At 56.8% G+C, this 18,223-nt stretch carries 15 protein-coding genes and 1 tRNA gene; 5 read left to right on the top strand and 11 right to left on the bottom strand.

Annotated elements, in window-relative coordinates:
* Positions 1–3 precede the first annotated feature (3 nt).
* The gene (locus J9777_RS12770) at positions 4–837 is read right to left on the bottom strand and encodes a division plane positioning ATPase MipZ (protein WP_209349191.1); all 834 of its coding nucleotides are present in this window, start codon (positions 835–837) and stop codon (positions 4–6) included.
* Between the two features lie 52 nt (positions 838–889).
* Between J9777_RS12770 and panC the strand changes: the two genes are divergently transcribed.
* Positions 890–1,747, top strand: a complete 858-nt coding sequence (gene panC / locus J9777_RS12765; RefSeq protein ID WP_209349190.1) for a pantoate--beta-alanine ligase — start codon at positions 890–892, stop codon at positions 1,745–1,747.
* 44 nt (positions 1,748–1,791) lie between these two features.
* A complete protein-coding gene (locus tag J9777_RS12760; RefSeq protein ID WP_209349189.1) occupies positions 1,792–2,562 on the top strand; it encodes a LuxR family transcriptional regulator in 771 nt (256 codons plus the stop codon).
* 16 nt (positions 2,563–2,578) lie between these two features.
* On the opposite strand, the gene J9777_RS12755 is transcribed toward J9777_RS12760, so the two are convergent.
* The gene (locus J9777_RS12755) at positions 2,579–4,471 is read right to left on the bottom strand and encodes a DEAD/DEAH box helicase (RefSeq protein WP_209349188.1); all 1,893 of its coding nucleotides are present in this window, start codon (positions 4,469–4,471) and stop codon (positions 2,579–2,581) included.
* Positions 4,472–4,751: 280 nt separating this feature from the next.
* A tRNA-Gly gene (locus tag J9777_RS12750) sits at positions 4,752–4,825 on the bottom strand.
* A gap of 164 nt (positions 4,826–4,989) precedes the next feature.
* On the opposite strand from J9777_RS12750, the gene cysD reads away from it, so the two are divergent.
* Genes cysD through J9777_RS12735 form a run of 3 tightly spaced genes read left to right on the top strand, consistent with a single transcriptional unit; the run spans position 4,990 to position 8,599 of the window.
* The gene (cysD, locus tag J9777_RS12745; RefSeq protein ID WP_245228733.1) at positions 4,990–5,901 is read left to right on the top strand and encodes a sulfate adenylyltransferase subunit CysD; all 912 of its coding nucleotides are present in this window, start codon (positions 4,990–4,992) and stop codon (positions 5,899–5,901) included.
* Complete coding sequence (cysN, locus tag J9777_RS12740) at positions 5,901–7,823, top strand: sulfate adenylyltransferase subunit CysN (protein WP_209349187.1); 1,923 nt, start codon at positions 5,901–5,903, stop codon at positions 7,821–7,823. Before cysD ends, cysN begins: the two co-directional genes overlap by 1 nt.
* Positions 7,824–7,831: 8 nt before the next feature.
* Positions 7,832–8,599: a 3'(2'),5'-bisphosphate nucleotidase CysQ gene (locus J9777_RS12735; RefSeq protein ID WP_209349186.1), complete on the top strand. Its 768-nt coding sequence runs from the start codon at positions 7,832–7,834 to the stop codon at positions 8,597–8,599.
* On the opposite strand, the gene J9777_RS12730 is transcribed toward J9777_RS12735, so the two are convergent.
* The 8 genes from J9777_RS12730 to pepN form a co-directional block, all read right to left on the bottom strand.
* Positions 8,596–9,210: an OmpA family protein gene (locus J9777_RS12730; protein ID WP_209349185.1), complete on the bottom strand. Its 615-nt coding sequence runs from the start codon at positions 9,208–9,210 to the stop codon at positions 8,596–8,598. The genes J9777_RS12735 and J9777_RS12730 overlap by 4 nt on opposite strands.
* Positions 9,211–9,221: 11 nt before the next feature.
* The gene (locus J9777_RS12725) at positions 9,222–11,105 is read right to left on the bottom strand and encodes a sodium:proton antiporter (RefSeq protein ID WP_209349184.1); all 1,884 of its coding nucleotides are present in this window, start codon (positions 11,103–11,105) and stop codon (positions 9,222–9,224) included.
* Between the two features lie 90 nt (positions 11,106–11,195).
* A complete protein-coding gene (locus tag J9777_RS12720) occupies positions 11,196–11,732 on the bottom strand; it encodes an adenine phosphoribosyltransferase (protein WP_209349183.1) in 537 nt (178 codons plus the stop codon).
* 79 nt (positions 11,733–11,811) lie between these two features.
* A complete protein-coding gene (locus tag J9777_RS12715; RefSeq protein WP_209349182.1) occupies positions 11,812–12,660 on the bottom strand; it encodes a cytochrome c1 in 849 nt (282 codons plus the stop codon).
* 21 nt (positions 12,661–12,681) lie between these two features.
* Entirely contained in the window at positions 12,682–13,974 is a 1,293-nt protein-coding gene (locus J9777_RS12710) for a cytochrome b/b6 (protein ID WP_209349181.1), read from the bottom strand.
* 17 nt (positions 13,975–13,991) lie between these two features.
* Positions 13,992–14,567: a ubiquinol-cytochrome c reductase iron-sulfur subunit gene (petA, locus tag J9777_RS12705; protein ID WP_209349180.1), complete on the bottom strand. Its 576-nt coding sequence runs from the start codon at positions 14,565–14,567 to the stop codon at positions 13,992–13,994.
* 222 nt (positions 14,568–14,789) lie between these two features.
* On the bottom strand, positions 14,790–15,548 hold the full coding sequence (gene pgeF, locus J9777_RS12700; protein WP_209349179.1) for a peptidoglycan editing factor PgeF: 759 nt from the start codon (positions 15,546–15,548) through the stop codon (positions 14,790–14,792).
* Complete coding sequence (gene pepN, locus J9777_RS12695; RefSeq protein WP_209349178.1) at positions 15,541–18,186, bottom strand: aminopeptidase N; 2,646 nt, start codon at positions 18,184–18,186, stop codon at positions 15,541–15,543. Before pepN ends, pgeF begins: the two co-directional genes overlap by 8 nt.
* Between the last annotated feature and the right edge of the window lie 37 nt (positions 18,187–18,223).

The raw sequence follows: 18,223 nt of genomic DNA, 5'->3' as shown, positions 1-18,223 counted from the left end.
CGGTTAGGCAAGCTCCAGCGTGGGTTCCGGCTTCGAGTGCGCGGGAAGGTTCAAGCTGGCAAGCAGCGAACGCATTTCCTGCCGCGCAACCAAATGGCTAGTGCCAAGTTCGCCGAGATGCCCTTTGTCGAGCAGCGTAAAGCCGGATGGGAAGAGCTCGCGATAGATTACCCGTTCGGACAGACCCTTGGCGACACGGAAACCGGCACGTTTCGACAATTCGCCCAACGCCCGCTCAATCCGCTGCATATTGCGCGCTTCGGTGTGGCCGCTCCGATTGCGCACAACGACCCAGTCGATCTCTTTGCGTTGCTGGATCGCGCGCATCTTGCGCGTTTCCCAGATCAACTCTGCATAGAAGGACAGCCGGCGGACTTTGAAAGTCTCCGAATCCACCTGTCCGATCAGATCAAAGTCGACGAAGCTGTCATTCATCGGCGTGACCAGCGTGTCTGCCTCGGTTGCCGCATGCCGCGCAAACAGATCGTCGCGGCCCGGCGTATCGACGATCAGGAAGTCGACACCCTGCCCCATTTCCTCCGCCATGGCGTCAAACTCTTCAATCGTCTCGCCGCGAAACACGGCGCAATGCGCAGTCGGCAGATCGATGCCGCGATTGGCAGTGGTTTCCGCACGGTTCTCGAAATAGCGATCCATTGTGCGTTGCCTCGGATCAAGATCAATCGCCGCTACCCGTGCACCCTGATATGCCAGCGCCACCGCGACATGCACTGCGGTGGTCGACTTACCCGTTCCGCCCTTTTCATTCGCGAATGTAATCCGGTGCGGCGTGGTATCTGGCAAAGCGCATGTCCTGTATCTGGGTTGTTTTGACATCCCTAGCACGGCTAGAGGTGATAGGCATTTTACTACCGGAGGGTTTCACCCCGTGCAAACAATCGCACAGCTCGACATGTTGAGAAAAAGCGTCGCCGAATTGCGGAAAGGCGGCGCGAAAGTTGCGCTGGTTCCGACGATGGGCGCATTGCATGACGGGCATCTGACATTGATGCGCGAAGCGGCGAAACTTGCCGATCACGTGGTCGCATCAATTTTCGTAAACCCGACGCAGTTTGGGCCGAACGAGGATTTGGACGCCTATCCACGCCAGTTGGCAGAGGACTCCGCAATGCTTGAGAGCGAAGGTGTGGCCTTGTTGTGGGCACCAACCGTCGATGAGATGTATCCGAAGGGCTTCGCCAGCAGCATTTCCGTTGAAGGCGTCAGCGCCGATTTCTGCGGTGCCGACAGGCCCGGGCATTTTGACGGGGTTGCCACGGTGGTTTGCAAGCTGTTCCATCAGGTTCTGCCCGATATCGCCTGCTTCGGGGAAAAGGACTGGCAGCAGCTTGCCGTCATCCGGCAAATGGCGCGCGACCTTGATCTAACCCGGCCCTTTGCGAACGATATTATCGGAATCCCAACCGTGCGCGAACCGGACGGCCTAGCGATGAGTAGCCGCAACCGGTATTTGGACGACCAAGATCGCGCCGCTGCAGCCACGTTGCCACGTGAAATGCGCGAGGCAATTGCGCGGATCGAGGACGGTCAACATGTCGGACGGACCTTGGCCGCCTTGGAAGACGCACTGCTAGGCGCAGGCTTCAGCTCGGTCGACTATGCCGATCTTGCCGACGCAGCAAATCTTGCAAAATTGGATAAGCTCGACACCCACCCAGCCCGCTTGTTGGTTGCCGCGCGGATCGGCGGAACGCGTCTCATCGACAACATGGCCGTCAATATGTAAAATCCAAACCATTCGGAGTCGCACAGCCCATAGCGGGGTGCTCCATGAATGACGAAACTACGGAATATTGGGATGCATTGGCGTTGGTCGCGCAGGCCGATGGTGTTGTCTCCTATCGGCGCGCTATTCTGACACTACTCAAGGCCGTGGACTACAGCGCGATTTACTTTCTCGCGCCAGTTGTCGCCGACCGCCGTGTCGGCCGGACAATGTGGAATATCGGCTTCCCCGAGCAGTGGGAAAGCGAATATCGCGCTCGGCTTCATCTATCTGATCCACTTCCCAATATCGCTCTCAACCGCTCCAGCGCATTTCGTTGGTCCGATGCCGGAAAGCTGGCGCAGTTGAGTGATGGAGAAAGGGAATACCTCACCTTCATCGATAATCTGAAAATGAGCGAAGGCATCGCCGTGCATTGCACCGGGCCCAACGCCCGTTCCGGTTTCGTGGGTGTAGGCTTGCCCAAAGAGGGTGCCGCAGAGAATGATACGGATCTACGCAAAGTGCAGGTGGCGGCACAATTGTGTTTCCAACGCTACTGCGCACTCGTCGGTACATTTGGCCGCGAGATTCCCGATCTCTCCCAGCGCGAACTCGATGTCATTCGCTGGATTGGCGAAGGGAAGAGCAATGCGGTAATCGCCGATATTCTCGAAATTTCGAAGTCTACGGTCGACAGTTATGTGAAGCGGATATTCGCCAAGCTGGACGTGACCGACCGGACAACCGCAGCAGTTCGCGCGGTTGCTTTAGGCCTTATCGCCACGGGTAAACACAGCCGAAAACAGTCGCATCGCCCACGCTGGGACGGGTAACTTTCCTTCGGCGTATTTAGTCCGATTTCTTCGGGCCACCTTTGCGGTGCTTGAAGTTCACTCTGGGTCCGCGCTGCTTGACAGGTTTCTTTCCGCCCGGCTTGCCGGACTTTTCACGGTCCCACTTGCCAGCGCGGACTTGACCGCCATCACCGTCACGTTTGGGACCGCGATCACGCTGTGGTCCAACATGGCGCTTCTGTCCGTCACGCTCATGCTTACTCTTGCGATAGGGTTTTTTGCCCTGACGATTATTGGACCCCTTTTTGGGACGCGCATTATGGCGCGCTTGCTCTCGCGGCCCACCTTCGGATCGTTCGATATGAACCGGACGATCCTTGTCATCGTTCTCCGCCGTGCGTTTCACAGCATCTTCGAACTTGTCAGCAATGTTAGTCGGAACTTGGAAGAATGTCTCGTCACCACCGATACGGATCGCGCCGACTTCATTGCGCGTGATATGACCGCGACGGCATAGCAGCGGCAGCACCCAGCGCGGATCAGCGTTGTGACGGCGGCCAATATCCATGCGGAACCAGACGGTGTTCTCGAAACCCGGACGATGCCGTTCCTGCTGCGCTTCCTTGCGCGCTTCGGGCGTGTTCGCAATCAGCTCTTCCGGCTGCGGCATTTTCGCGCGGTGCGATTGCACCAAAGCCGCTGCGATATCTTCAGCAGAACGCGTTTCCAGCAGCTTGCGCCCCAGTGCGAGATCTTCTTCATCTGCCTCAACCGGAGCGAGCAGCGTTTCCATCAAGCGTTCGCGATCTTGTGCCCGAATGGCTTCCGGTGTCGGTGCGCCCACCCAGTCGGCTTTGATCTTCGCATTGCGCAGCATCGATTCGACGCGGCGGCGGCGCGGATAGGGCACAAGAATAACCGCCGTACCCTTTTTGCCCGCGCGGCCGGTACGCCCTGAACGGTGCTGCAAAGCCTCAGCATCGCGAGGCACTTCGACGTGAATTACCAGCGTGACGGTCGGTAGATCGATTCCACGCGCAGCAACGTCGGTTGCAACGCAGACGCGCGCACGGCGGTCACGCAGTGCTTGCATCGCCTGGTTGCGTTCCTGCTGCGAGTGCTCGCCCGACAGAGCGACGACACCAAAACCGCGCTCCTGCAAAGTCGCATGCAAACGCCGGACGGCGTCACGCGTTGCGCAGAACAAGATTGCAGTCTCAGCTTCATGGAAGCGCAGAAGATTGACGACTGTACTTTCAATTTCCGAAGGCGGAATGGTGACCGCTTGATAGGAAATGTCGCCATGCCCGCGATCGTCACCAACGGTCGATATCCGCAAAGCATTGTTCTGATATCGTTTGGCTAGCGACACGATAGATTTGGGCATCGTCGCCGAGAAAAGAAGTGTTCGGCGGCCTTCCGGCGTGCCGTCAAGAATCGCCTCAAGCTCTTCGCGAAAGCCCATATCGAGCATCTCGTCAGCTTCATCGAGGACAACAGCTTTCAATGCCGAGAGATCAAGCGCACCGCGCTCCAGATGGTCGCGCAGACGGCCCGGCGTACCCACGACAATCTGCGCGCCGCCGCGCAATGAACGGCGCTCTTTCGATGCATCCATCCCGCCAACGCAGGTGGCAATCCGTGCGCCTGCCTTTGCGTAGAGCCAACCGAGCTCACGGCTAACCTGCAATGCCAGTTCACGCGTCGGTGCGATCACCAACGCCAGCGGCTGGATGCCGTATGGAACGGTACCGCTATCGCCGAGCATTTGCTCTGCCATAGCGAGGCCGAATGCTACGGTCTTACCCGACCCGGTTTGCGCCGAGACGATCAGATCGCGGCCAGCCGCTTCCTCTTCGATAACGGCAGCTTGTACAGCGGTGGGCTTCTCATAGCCGCGTTCGGTCAATGCATCGCCAAGGATTGGCGGAAGGTCAGTAAAGCTCATGATACTCACAAAATTTAGGGGCCAGCAGTCTGGTGCGGCGCCGGGAAGTCGCTTTGCGCGATGTAATAGCTCAGCGCCCCTACACAGTTTTCCTACGTTTGGCTTGCAGTTTTTGTGCAACTGCGAAGAGAACGATTCCTGTGCCGCCCAATTGAGGGACAAGCCATTTGTGCGGCACCTGCTAACAGCCGCTGCCCGTTGGTGCTGATAGCCCTTCGGGTCGCATGGGTCGGGCGTCTTGGCATTAGCCGGGCGTCCGGCCTTTTTCGTGCGGGAAGATTGGAGCGGGTAAGGGGAATCGAACCCCTCTAGCTAGCTTGGAAGGCTAGAGCATTACCACTATGCTATACCCGCCCGCTGTGGGGAGGCGCTTTCGACCACAATTGCGGATTCGTCAACGCCCTTTCCGGCTCGCAAGCAAATCTAACTTGTCCGCAGGGCGATATTGACTAGCTCGCACTTGTCCCTGAACACGCCCAATCCGGCAATACATATCGCACAAGAAAGCCAAGCAACGCATGCGCCGCCTGACCCATCTCGAACGGCTCGAAGCCGAAAGCATCCATATCATGCGCGAAGTTGCCGCAGAGGCGGCCAAGCCGGTCATGCTGTACTCTGTCGGCAAAGACAGCGCGGTGATGCTGCATTTGGCGAAGAAAGCGTTCTATCCTTCACCGCCGCCATTTCCGCTGATGCATGTCGATACGACGTGGAAGTTCAAAGATATGTATGCGCTGCGCGAAAAAGCCGCGCAGGATGCTGGAATGGAATTGCTGGTGTGGCAAAATCCTGAGGCAAAAGAGCGCGGGATTAACCCATTCGATCACGGCGCTCTCCATACCGATATGTGGAAGACACAAGGTCTGAAACAGGCGCTCGACCATCATGGCTTCGACGCAGCCTTTGGCGGCGCGCGGCGTGACGAGGAAAAGAGCCGGGCCAAGGAACGCATTTTCAGCTTTCGCACCGCCAACCACGGCTGGGACCCGAAGCAGCAGCGGCCGGAATTGTGGAATCTCTACAATGCCAAGAAAGCCAAGGGTGAGAGCATCCGCGTATTCCCGCTGAGTAACTGGACCGAGCTGGATATCTGGCAATACATCATGGCCGAGAATATCGAGATCGTGCCACTCTATTTCGCCGCACCGCGCCCGACTTATGAATATGAGGGCGGTCTGTTTATGGCCGATGATATTGACCGGCTCGAGAAGGTGATGGGGCATCGGCCAGAAATTACCGAGCGTTCGGTGCGTTTTCGTACATTGGGCTGCTCCCCGCTTACCGGAGCAGTCGAAAGCGAGGCATCGACTCTCGCTGACGTCGTGCAAGAAATGCTGCTCACCACCACCAGCGAGCGCCAAGGCCGGGTCATCGACCAGGATGAAGGCGGTGCCGGGATGGAGAAGAAGAAGCAGGAGGGCTATTTCTAATGGCTGATGCTTCTTATGAAACCGACGCGCTCATTGCCGACGATATCAACGCATATCTCGACCAACATCAGAACAAATCACTGCTGCGCTTTATTACCTGCGGCAGTGTGGATGATGGCAAAAGCACGCTGATCGGGCGGTTGCTCTACGACTCGAAGATGATCTTTGAAGATCAACTGGCCGCGCTTGAGGCCGACAGCAAGAAAGTCGGCACACAGGGTCAGGATATAGACTTCGCATTGCTGGTCGACGGACTGGCGGCAGAGCGTGAGCAAGGCATCACCATCGATGTCGCCTATCGCTTCTTCGCCACAGAGAAACGCAAGTTCATCGTCGCCGATACCCCGGGACACGAGCAATATACGCGCAATATGGTCACCGGCGCATCAACCGCTGATTGCGCGGTGATCCTCGTCGATGCGCGCAAAGGTATGCTCGTCCAGACGCGGCGGCATAGCTATCTCGCGCATTTGCTCGGTATCAAGCACTTGGTGCTGGCGGTGAACAAGATGGATCTGGTCGATTATGACCAAAGCACGTTCGATCAGATCGTCGCCGACTATTCCACTTTTGCCGATGAGATCGGCATCGAAACATTCACAGCCGTTCCGATTTCCGGATTCAAGGGCGACAACATCACTTCGTCGCCATCCGCGAATACCACATGGTATGATGGTCCAAGCCTGATCGATCATCTCGAGACTATCGAGATTGCCAATGTCGCTGCGCAGGAAAAGCCTTTCCGGATGCCCGTGCAATGGGTCAACCGGCCCAATCTCGACTTCCGTGGTTTCTCAGGTTTAATCGGTAGCGGCACGGTCAAACGGGGTGACGCAGTTCGCATAGTCCCCTCTGGCAAGACAAGCACGATCAAAACCATCGTGACCTATGATGGCGAATTGGACGAAGCCGTTGCCGGCCAATCGGTCACCATCACCTTGGAAGATGAAGTCGATTGCAGCCGGGGCGATGTAATTGCCGCTGCAGACAATCCTCCCGAAGCCTCCGATCAGTTCGAGGCGACGCTGGTTTGGATGGATGATGAAGCGCTGAAGCCCGGGCGTGGATATACGCTCAAGCTGGCCAGCCAATCAGTGACGGCGACAGTCCAAGAGCCGAAATACGAGATCAACGTCAATAATGTTGGGGGTTCCGGGGAGAAACTCGCAACGAAAACGCTCGAACTCAACTCTATCGGCGTCGCCGAAATTCACACTGACCGTCCGATCACGTTTGAGGCTTATGAAGACAGCCGTGCCTTGGGCGGTTTCATTCTGGTCGATAAAATCACCAATGCCACCGTCGGTGCCGGGATGCTGCATTTCAGCCTGCGCCGCGCGTCGAATGTTCACTGGCAAGCGACCACGATTACGCGCGATCATCACGCCGATCTGAAGAACCAGAAGCCGCGCGTGCTGTGGTTCACCGGCTTGTCAGGCTCGGGCAAGTCAACGATTGCCAATGCTGTCGAACAGCGGCTCAATGTGATGAACCGTCATACGTTCTTGCTCGATGGTGACAATGTCCGCCACGGGTTGAACAAAGACCTTGGCTTTACGGAAGCTGACCGGATCGAGAATATCCGCCGTGTGGGCGAGGTCGCCAAGCTGATGACCGATGCGGGCCTCATTGTCCTGACCGCCTTTATCAGCCCATTCCGCGCCGAACGTGATCTGGTGCGCGCGATGATGGAGGATTGCGAATTTATCGAGATCTTCGTCGATACACCGCTGGAAGTCGCCGAGCAGCGCGATGTGAAAGGGCTTTACAAGAAAGCCCGCAGTGGAGATCTCAAGAACTTCACCGGCATTGATAGCCCTTATGAGGCACCCGATGAGCCCGAGATCCGCGTCAACACGGTCGAGATGACGGTCGAAGAAGCCGCTGACCATATCATCAGTCAGATCATGCCTCTAAAGTGAGCAGCCCAATGAGTGGTGAACCCGCAAACATGAACGATGCAGAGCTTGCGGCCCATCTCGCTGTCGAGGCTGGCAAAATCCTGCTCGATGTTCGCGCGAGCGGTGCCTTCGAGGGTAAAGCTTTGGGTAACGCAGGTGACGAGACCGCTAATCGCTACTTGGTCGATGCATTGCGCAAACTGCGACCGGATGACGGATTGCTGTCGGAAGAAAGCAAGGACACTGACGCGCGCCTGTCCAAATCGCGGGTCTGGATCGTCGATCCGGTCGACGGCACTCGCGAATATGGCGAAGGTCGAAGCGATTGGGCAGTCCATGTCGGTCTGGCCATTGATGGCAAGGCCGTAACCGGCGCGGTCGCTTTGCCCGGTCTGGATAAAGGCATTGTGCTGAGAACCGACCAGCCCTTGCAGAACGTGAAGCATGCGCAAATTCCGCGTTTGGTCGTAAGCCGCACGCGCCCCGCCAAGGAAGCCGTTGCAGTTGCTAAGGCGTTGGGCGGTGAGCTTGTGCCTATGGGGTCTGCAGGCGCCAAAGCCATGGCAGTGGTGCGCGGCGAAGCGGAAATATACCTGCACTCGGGCGGACAATATGAGTGGGACAGCTGCGCGCCAGTGGCGGTCGCACTTGCAAACGACCTGCATTGTTCGCGGATCGATGGATCGCCAATGCAGTACAATCAAAGCGACACTTATTTACCCGATTTGCTGATTTGCCCACGCGGCCTGGCTGACAAAGCACTTACACTCGTGCGCGAAAGTGCTGACTCCGGCTAGTCTTCGGTGGAAACCTGCTCGACCAGCGTGGGCGCTTCATCCTCAGGATTGGGTCCAGCCAGCTCAGCAGGGACAGTAATAACCACATCGACACGGCGATTGAATGCCCGGCCCTCTTCATCGGGTGAACCGTCCGGCCTTGCATTCGGCCGCGCTGGGTTCTGCTCACCGATAGCGATGACAGTGATACGGCTTAGCGGAACGTTCTTTGCAACCAGCCAATCACGCACAGCTTCTGCACGGTTCTGCGCAGCACGCATATTGGCTGCGTCGGTACCCTTTGTGTCGGTATGCCCGCTAAGAACGATCGCTCCCCCTGCCTTGAACTGGCGTGTTTCGAGAACCGCCTCCAACTCGGCAATTGCCGTACCGCTCAGATCTGATCCTCCCTGATCGAAGGATATGCGCGTTTCCAAAGGCTGCAGCCTGATGATCTCTTGCGCCACATCGGAATCTTCACGGATGATCGACACCCCTTCCGATTCTTCTGGAACGGGTGTCTCGCCAATCGTTGCCGTTGGCAGCGGTTCGGGCTCCGGCTCGGCTGGTTCGCTAGTGCATGCCGCCAAAGCAAGGGCGAGCGTGATCGCCAGCGGGGCCCGGTAAGTCATGGTCATCGTCCTCATGTCGGTTGCACCTTTCCAGTGGTACGCTCCGCTTTGCGAGCAGCCACTTCCTCGGGTGATTTCGCCTTCGGAGGCGAGAAAGTAATGATCGTATCGCCTGCACGCGGCTCTGGTTTCACGGCGTGGGTGAAGAAACGCATCCGGCCATTTTCACGCAGCAGCAAAAGCATATGCGCCGCCTCCGGCAGCTTTGCCTGCGCGTCTTCGAAGTCAAACTCGTCAGACAGCGTCGTCTTACGGAAAATCCACCCCTGTTGGCTCCGCTCGATCACGTCGGACATGCCGAAGCCTGCCTCAAACAATGCGCGGCCACGAAGTGATGGGGGTATTGCGTGCTTGTCATCTTCAGCCGTCGACGCGCCCAACTGGTAAACCGAATCTCGTCCGATCTCATGTGCGAACTCGTTGCAAACCAGCGTATTGTAGGCCTCATTATCGGTAGCTGCGACCAGCACCTGATACGGCGCAAGATCGAGATTATGTTCGGTTGCCTCGTTCAGAATTTCACCATGATAGAATGGCAGCCCGGCTTTGCGCGCCGCTCCGAGTCGTTGCCAGCTTGGATCAACAATCATCACCGGCGTTTTGAGGACGACCATATGTTCAGCGAGCGCAATGCTCCACGGCGTGCTGCCGACAATCAGAAGGCCGGGCCGCGTATCGCCTTTCACTTTCAACCAGCGGGCAACCAGATCGATTGTAAAGCCGTGTGCAATAATTGTCGTGACAACCACTGCGAAGCTCAGGCCGATCAGAATGTTACCATCAGCATAGCCAAGCTCGGTCAAACGCAGCGCAAACAGGCCGCAGATCGCCACCAGCACGATCCCGCGCGGAGCGATCCACGCAAGGAAAAGCCGCTCGTTCCAAGGCACTGAACTGAACGCTAGGCTGAGCAAGATTGTGGCGGGGCGAACCACAAACAGCAGACCAAGCAAGAACAGGATAAAGCCCGGATTCACACGCGGGTCGATATAAGCGAGATCGTCAATCGAAAGCGAGGACGACAACAGGATGAAGATGCCAGACACCAGCAGAACCGCGATGTTTTGCTTGAACGGGTGAATGCTGCGCAGGCTCGACACATGCATATTGGCGAGAGCGATGCCCATAACAGTGACGGCGACCAGACCCGCCTCATGCTCGATCTTGTTCGACAGGACGAACACCGCAACCACTGTTGTGAGCAGGACTGGCACTTTGAGATATTCCGGAATCGCACCGCGCGGGAACGCCCATGCGATAGCCTTGGCCGCTGCATAGCCAAGAAGCCCTGCGATAATGGCCGCGAAAATCATTGGCGGAACAACTTCGAACAATGTCGCGCCTGGACGCTCGCTAATCATACGGAAATATTCGAACGCGATCACGGCACATAATGCACCGATCGGATCATTAACAATGGCTTCCCATTTCAGGATCGCAGCCGGGCGTGTTTGCACCGAAGATTGCCTGAGGAGCGGCATCACTACGGTCGGACCTGTGACCACAAGAATGCCGCCAAACAGGATCGCGACGGGCCAGACCAGGCCTGCAGCCCAGCCAGCCGCACTTCCCAAAGCCCAACCGATAGGCACACCGAAGATAACCAGCCGCCAGACACCATCGCCCGCGTGGCGCAGCTCGCGGTAATCTAGGCTAAGCCCGCCTTCAAAAAGAATCAGAGCAACGCCGATCGCGACCATTGGTTCAAGAAGGTCACCGAATGTTTGCTCGGGGTTGAATAGCGGAGACCCGAATACCAACGCGGCAACCGGACCGGCCAAGAAACCCGCGGCGAGCATAAGCACAATCGCAGGCCATCCGGTTCGCCACGCAAGCCATTGCGCCCCGATTCCCAAAACGCCCACCAGCGCGATGACTAATGCCTGTTCTTCCATTACATGCAGGTCCCCGCCAAAGCTTCATTCACTCGGCTAATGCTTATGCGGCGATTCCTATCTCGAAAGCGAGTCAATTCTTTATAGAAATCAATCACCTCCGAATTGCATCAGAGCCGACACGCTCACATCCGCTCCCGCGAGCTTTGCCGCGCCGCCCAAGTCGGGCAGGTCGATCACAAATAAGGCATCATCGACTTTACCGCCGGCCATACGCAGCAATTGCACCGCCGCCTGCGCCGTTCCGCCAGTCGCAATCAGATCATCAACGATCACAATTCTCTGACCATCAGCGATCGATGTGGGGTCGATCTCCAACCGGTCAGTGCCGTATTCGAGCGCATAATCGACGCCAATAGTGTCTACCGGAAGCTTGCCCGGCTTACGCACCGGGATGAAAGGCAGCTCCAGTTCGACCGCGACAGCGGCGCCGAAGATAAAGCCGCGTGCTTCCATCCCCGCAATTGCTTCCGCCCCGGCATTTCGAGCCATCTCGACCAGATAATTGACTGTTGCCGCCAATCCGGGACCATTACCGATCAACGTCGTAATATCACGGAACTGGATCCCGGCCTCCGGAAAGTCTGGGACCGTACGGACCAGTTCTTTCAATGCATCAGGTGTCATGCGTATACCTCAAACGAAACGCCCCGCGCATCGAGTGGATGCGCGGGGCGGATGGTGTTCATATGAGTCGATGTGATCGTTACTCGGCCTTCTTAGGCTTCGCAGCCGACCAGATCTGTTTCTTGGCAAAGAAAGCGAGGATCGTCGCGAACAGCAGGAAGCCCAAAACAGGCCAACCACTTTGCTTGCGTTCAATCAAAGTCGGCTCAGCGGTCCAAGCAAGGAACGCGGATACGTCTTTCGACATCTGATCCACGGTCGCCGCCGTGCCATCTGCGTAGGTGACTTGATCGTCAATCACGATTGGCTGCGCCATCGCGAGATTGAGATTAGGGAAGTACTCGTTGAAGCTCAGGCCCGGAGGGGTCGAGAAATCGGGGTACTTTGCTTTCAGCTCTTCTGATGGTTCACCGTACCCGGTGAGCAGAGAGTAGACATAGGCAGTGCCGTTAGCACGAGCCTTGGTCATCAGAGAAAGGTCCGGCGGGATTGCATTGTTATTGCCTGCCGCAGCCGCGATGTCATTCGGATATGGCGATGGGAAATAATCAACCGGAGTGCCCGGACGCGTAATCGCTTCGCCAGTGTCCTGATCGATACCCGGTACGGTCCACTCAGCTGCCAGAGCTTTCACTTCATCTTCATTGTAACCGAGATCTGCGAGATCGCGGAACGCAACGAATTTCAGCGAGTGACAAGCGGCACAGACCTCTTTGTACACCTGATAGCCACGCTGCAATTGCGCAGTATCCCACTTACCAAAGGCGCCGTCATGCTCGAAAGAGACGTCCTTCGGTTTTTTATGAAATTCATACTCGGCTGCGCCCACCTTCTCTTCGGTCGCGAAATTATACGCGCCAACAGCGAAGGACCACAGGACGACGACAGTGAAGCCGATGCCGATTAAGAAACCACCAATACGGATCATGATCTGTTCTCTCTCTCGTCCTCAGGCCTTGGCCGCATCGGATGCGGGTAGCTTGGCGTCTTCGTCGGTTCCCAAGACCGCTTCTGTAATCGAATAAGGAAGCGGCTCGGGCTTCTCGATCGAAGAAATCAGCGGCAGGAACACTAGGAAGTGCAGGAAGTAATATGCAGTCGCGATCTGGCTGAGCATCACATAGGGCTCTTCAGCCGGCGCGCCGCCACAAATGAACAGCACAACCATGCACGGGATCAGGCCGAACCAGAAGAACTTGCGGAACATCGGGCGATAATGGCCCGAGCGTACCGGCGATTTATCAAGCCATGGCAGGAAGAACCATACCAGGATCGACGCGAACATTGCGAGGACGCCCCAAAGCTTGGCCGACAGGATGAAGTCCACAGTGAACGCACGCAGGATCGCGTAGAACGGGAAGAAGTACCATTCGGGCAGAATATGCGCCGGCGTCGCCAGCGGGTTAGCCTCGATATAGTTATCGGGGTGACCCAGAATGTTCGGCAGGAAGAACACGAGACCGAGATAGAGGATGAGCGCGACGCCCAGTCCGAAACCATCCTTCGCAGTGTAATACGGGTGGAAAGGCAGTGTATCGCTTTCTTTCTTCACTTCGACACCGGTGGGGTTCGAGGAACCCGGGATGTGCAGTGCCCACACGTGCAGGATCACGACGCCCAGGATCACGAATGGCAGCAAGAAGTGAAGGCTGAAGAAGCGGTTCAGGGCAGCATTGTCGGGCGCATAACCGCCGACCAGCCACACCTGCAGCGGCTCACCAACCAGCGGGATAGCCCCGAATAGTCCGGTAATAACCTTCGCGCCCCAGAAGCTCATTTGGCCCCAAGGCAGCACATAGCCCATGAAGGCGGTTGCCATCATTAGCAGGAAGATAACCACACCCAGCAGCCAGATCATCTCACGCGGCGCTTTATACGAACTGTAGAACAGTCCGCGGAAGATGTGGAAGTAAACCACAATGAAGAAGAAGTGCGCGCCATTGGCATGCGCGTAGCGCATCAGCCAACCCCAGTTCACGTCGCGCATAATGTGCTCGACCTGGAAGAAGGCCACTTCCGAATTGGCCGCATAATGCATCGCCAGCACAACGCCGGTGACGATCTGGACCATCAGGAAGAAACCGGCGAGAACGCCGAAATTCCAGAAATAGCTGAGGTTACGCGGAACCGGATAACCAGCACCGACTGCGTTGTAGACCAGACGGGGAAGCGGAAGCTTCTCGTCAAAGAATTTCATCAAGCCATTGGTTGGCTGATATTCGCGGGCCCAGGGAAAACTCATATCGTTTCTCTTCTCACTTACCCGACTTGGATGACGGTTTCAGAGGTGAATGCATATTCCGGCACTTCGAGGTTGGTCGGTGCAGGTCCTTTGCGGATGCGGCCAGCCGTGTCGTAGTGGGAACCATGGCATGGGCAGAAATAGCCGCCATATTCACCCTTAACTTCACCTTCAGCAGCGCCCAAAGGCACACAACCAAGGTGAGTACAGACGCCCATCGTCACCAGAATATCGCGATGGCCCTCTAGCGTGCGATCATTGAGCGACTGCGCATCGCGGAGACTATCGACAGCAACTGCGTTAGCCGCCTCGATTTCTTCATCGGTCAGACGTTTCACGAACAATGGCTGCTTGCGGAAAATTGCTTTGATCGCCTGGCCCGGCTCAATCGCGCTCACATCGACTTCAGTGCTGCTTTCAGCGAGCACATCTTGCGACGGAGCCATTTGGCTTATCAAAGGAATCAGAACCGAAGCGCCACCAACGCCTGCCGCACTTACCGCAGCGATATTGATAAAGTCACGCCGCCGGACACCATCTTCGCCATGATCCATGGCGGTATCGGGGGTCGCTGTGCCAGTCGTATCAGCCATTCGCTTACCTTGCCCTGCAACTGCGCCGCACCGAATGCCGCGCAAATACTGAATTACCAGCCCGCTCCACGAAAATAGCCCCGTTTCACGGTCAGATAGCGAATGCGCAAAGGCAGCCCGCTAACGCCGGTTTGGGCGCGCTGATAGCGGTGATTGGCCGCCCTGCCAACTGCCTTTTTGGCACTATCTATTCAGTTTCGCGCAATGAATGCAACGCGCGCGCTATTCAGCTATGCCGATCAAGCTGAACTGCCGACCGTAGGTCAACTCATCGCGATGCGTGGCACGCCGGAAGGAATAGTATCGTTCTTCGTTGGAGTATGTGTCCAACCCGAGTGGTTCGATCACGCGGACACCGGCCTCCGCGAGCCGTGAAGCAACATAGGCTTCTAGATCAAATTGGTGATGCCCCCGTTTCCCTGGCTCGAAGAATTGGTCATCTGCGGCCGAGAATTGTGCACGAAAACCGTCATCGACTTCGTAGCTCGCTTGGGAGATGCATGGGCCAATAGAAGCGCAGATTCGACCGGCCTTGGCACCCAAGCCCGCCATCGCCTCAATTGTGGCTTCTATCACGCCACTATGCGCGCCACGCCAACCCGCATGGGCCGCTCCGATGACTCTCGCTTCGTGATCAGCGAACAGGACGGGTGCACAGTCTGCGGTTACGATACCGAGCAATAGTCCTGGCGTCTTTGTGACGACAGCGTCAGCTTTAGGGCGCTCGGCAAAGTCCCAAGGTTGGTTTACGATGACCGCCGTTGGCGAATGTACTTGATAGAGCGATACCAGCTTAGCATCGGGTAAAACTGCGGCGACCGCGCGTTTCCGATTCTCTGTGACCGCAGCGTCATCGTCATCAGCCCCGACGCCGACATTTAAGCCAGCAATCGCGCCGGTCGAAACACCGCCTTGGCGACCCAGAAAGCCGTGTGCGATTCCTTCTAGGCACCCCGCGCGAACGACATCGACCTCAGCCAAGGGATCGGGTGACCTGTTCAAACGTATCGCGCGAGAGATTGTCGGCGGCCTTTATTCGCTCGAGCTCGCCGCGCATCATTGCTGCCCGCGCGGGCTCGATCCTGCGCCAACGCCCCAACGGCGGGACAAAGCGCGCAGCCGTTTGCGGATTGATAGGATCAAGTTCCAGAATGAGGTCAGCAATCAAGCGATACCCCTCGCCATTAGCGGCGTGGAAAGCATGCGGATTGGCTGCAAACGCCATGTAAAGGGAGCGCACTCGGTTCGGATTGCGGATGGTGAAATCCTTATGCTCCGCCAGCGCCTTTACATGTTCAATCGCGTTCGGATGAAGCGAAGACGCCTGCAGCGCAAACCATTTGTCGACCACTAGCTCATTATTAGCATAGCGCCGGTGGAAATGGATCAGCTTGTCCGTCCGCGCGGCAGTGCCGAGGCCGGTGAGCACCATCAAGGCGCCTTGACGATCGGTCATATTGTCCGCCGCGTCATATTGTGCCGCAGCCATTTTCGAAGCACACCCCGGATTGCCAGCCGCCAGATAAACCAACGCCTGTGTTTTAACTTTCCGCGCGCCGCGCGAAGCAGCCTCTTGATCGTAAGGCACGTCGGCAAGCCGCTGATGTAAGGTGGCAAGCCGTTCCTCAAAACGGGCGCCCAGCCACGCCTTCAATCCCTCGCGCTCCGCATGAATACGCGACGGATCAGCAACCAATTGCTGCTCCATCAAATAGGTCAGCCCCGGAAGCATCATCAACTCACCGCGCATCGAATCGTCGAGCGTTTCGTCGGTCAGGACCGCCTCGAACGCTCGCGCGATTGCCAGGCGTCCCGCTTCACGCGATACATCATCCAAGCCATTGCCGGATGCCGTAGTCAAATGTCCGACGACAAGATCCTGCATCGCCTCATAGCGCGCGAACGGATCATCATCCTTGGCGGCGAGGAACACCAGATCCTCATCGGCAATCTCGCGTTCGATTGTAACCGGAGCAGAGAAACCGCGATTGATCGAGAGGACCGGCTTACCGGCAAAGCCATCAAAGTCGAAGCTCTGCTCTTCGGTTTTCAGAACAATCAATTGCTCGCCAGCATGTGCGCCAGTGTTGCGATCGAACAAAGCGATCTTGACGGGAATCGGCATCGGCTTCTTGCCCGGCCGATCCGGTGTCGCGGGAACAGTTTGCCGCAAGGTCAGCGTCGCAATTGTGCCTTGATGCGCCAGATCGACAACGACCTTGGGTGTGCCCGCTTGCGAATACCACAGGCGAAATTGCTTCAGATCGAGACCCGCGCCATCTTCCATCGCAGCGATGAAGTCCTCGCATGTCGCAGCCTCACCATCGTGGCGATCGAAATACAGGTCCGTGCCCTTACGAAACGCCTCTGGACCGCACATTGTGCGCATCATCCGGATGACTTCCGCGCCCTTGTTGTAAACCGTCGCGGTGTAGAAATTGGAGATTTCACGAAAGCTGTCAGGCCGGATCGGATGCGCGAGCGGACCCGAATCTTCGGGAAACTGTGCCGACCGCAAGATCCGCACATCCTCAATCCGTTTTACCGCCTCGCCTTGCATATCCTGACTGAACAGCTGGTCGCGCAGAACGGTAAAGCCCTCTTTCAAGCTCAGTTGGAACCAGTCCTGACAAGTGATCCGGTTGCCCGACCAATTGTGAAAATACTCATGCGCAATAACGCCTTCGACGCCGTCAAAGTCACCATCGGTCGCTGTTTCCGGGTCGGCCAACACATATTTGGTGTTGAAGACATTCAGGCCTTTATTCTCCATGGCCCCCATATTGAAATCACTAACCGCAACGATGTTGAACACATCGAGATCATATTCGCGCCCGAAGGTCTGCTCGTCCCATTCCATCGATTTGATGAGTGAGCGCATCGCATGGCCGGTACGATCCAAATCGCCGTCACGGACATAAATCGCCAAATCGACTTTCTTGCCAGACATGGTGATAAAACTGTCTGTGTTCACGACCAGATCGCCGGCAACCAAAGCAAACAGATAAGACGGTTTGGGCCACGGATCATGCCATTCCGCCCAATGTGTGCCGTCGTCGTTCTCGCCTTCAGCCGCCTTATTGCCGTTCGACAGCAGCACGGGAAATTCGGCCTTCGAGCCAGTCATTGTCACAGTATAGGTCGAGAGAACGTCGGGCCGGTCGGGGAAGAATGTGATCCTACGGAACCCTTCCGCCTCACATTGCGTGCAAAGCATTCCGTTCGAGGCATAGAGGCCCATTAATTGCGTGTTCGCCGATGGATCGATTTCCGTGACGATCTCTATTTCATGCACGTCGCCGGTTAGGGTCAGCTGCAAATTATCGCCATCCATCGCCCATTTATCGGCCTCTGCACCATCCACACGAACCGACAGTGGAGTCAATCCATCGCCATTCAGCAGTAGTGTTGGCGAGGCATCCGCCGCCGGATTGCGTTCAACCTGCAATGTTGCGGTAATGCGCGTGCGCTCGGCGCACAGATCAAAGTGCAACCGTGTCGCCGGCACCAGCCAAGGAAAGGGCTTGTAGTCTTTGCGGTAAATAACCGGCGGCTGTTTCGGCTCGATCGCAGCGTCAGCCATTTCGGGATTTTCATCGGGGGTGCGTGCAATATCCATAAGTGGTGATCTAGGGCCTTTCTTTTGCGCGTCCAGT

Source organism: Pontixanthobacter sp. CEM42 (genome assembly GCF_017812015.1).
Lineage (GTDB): Bacteria > Pseudomonadota > Alphaproteobacteria > Sphingomonadales > Sphingomonadaceae > Pontixanthobacter.
The sequence above is the reverse complement of the archived record's forward strand: the minus strand, read 5'-3'. Positions and strand labels throughout refer to the sequence as shown.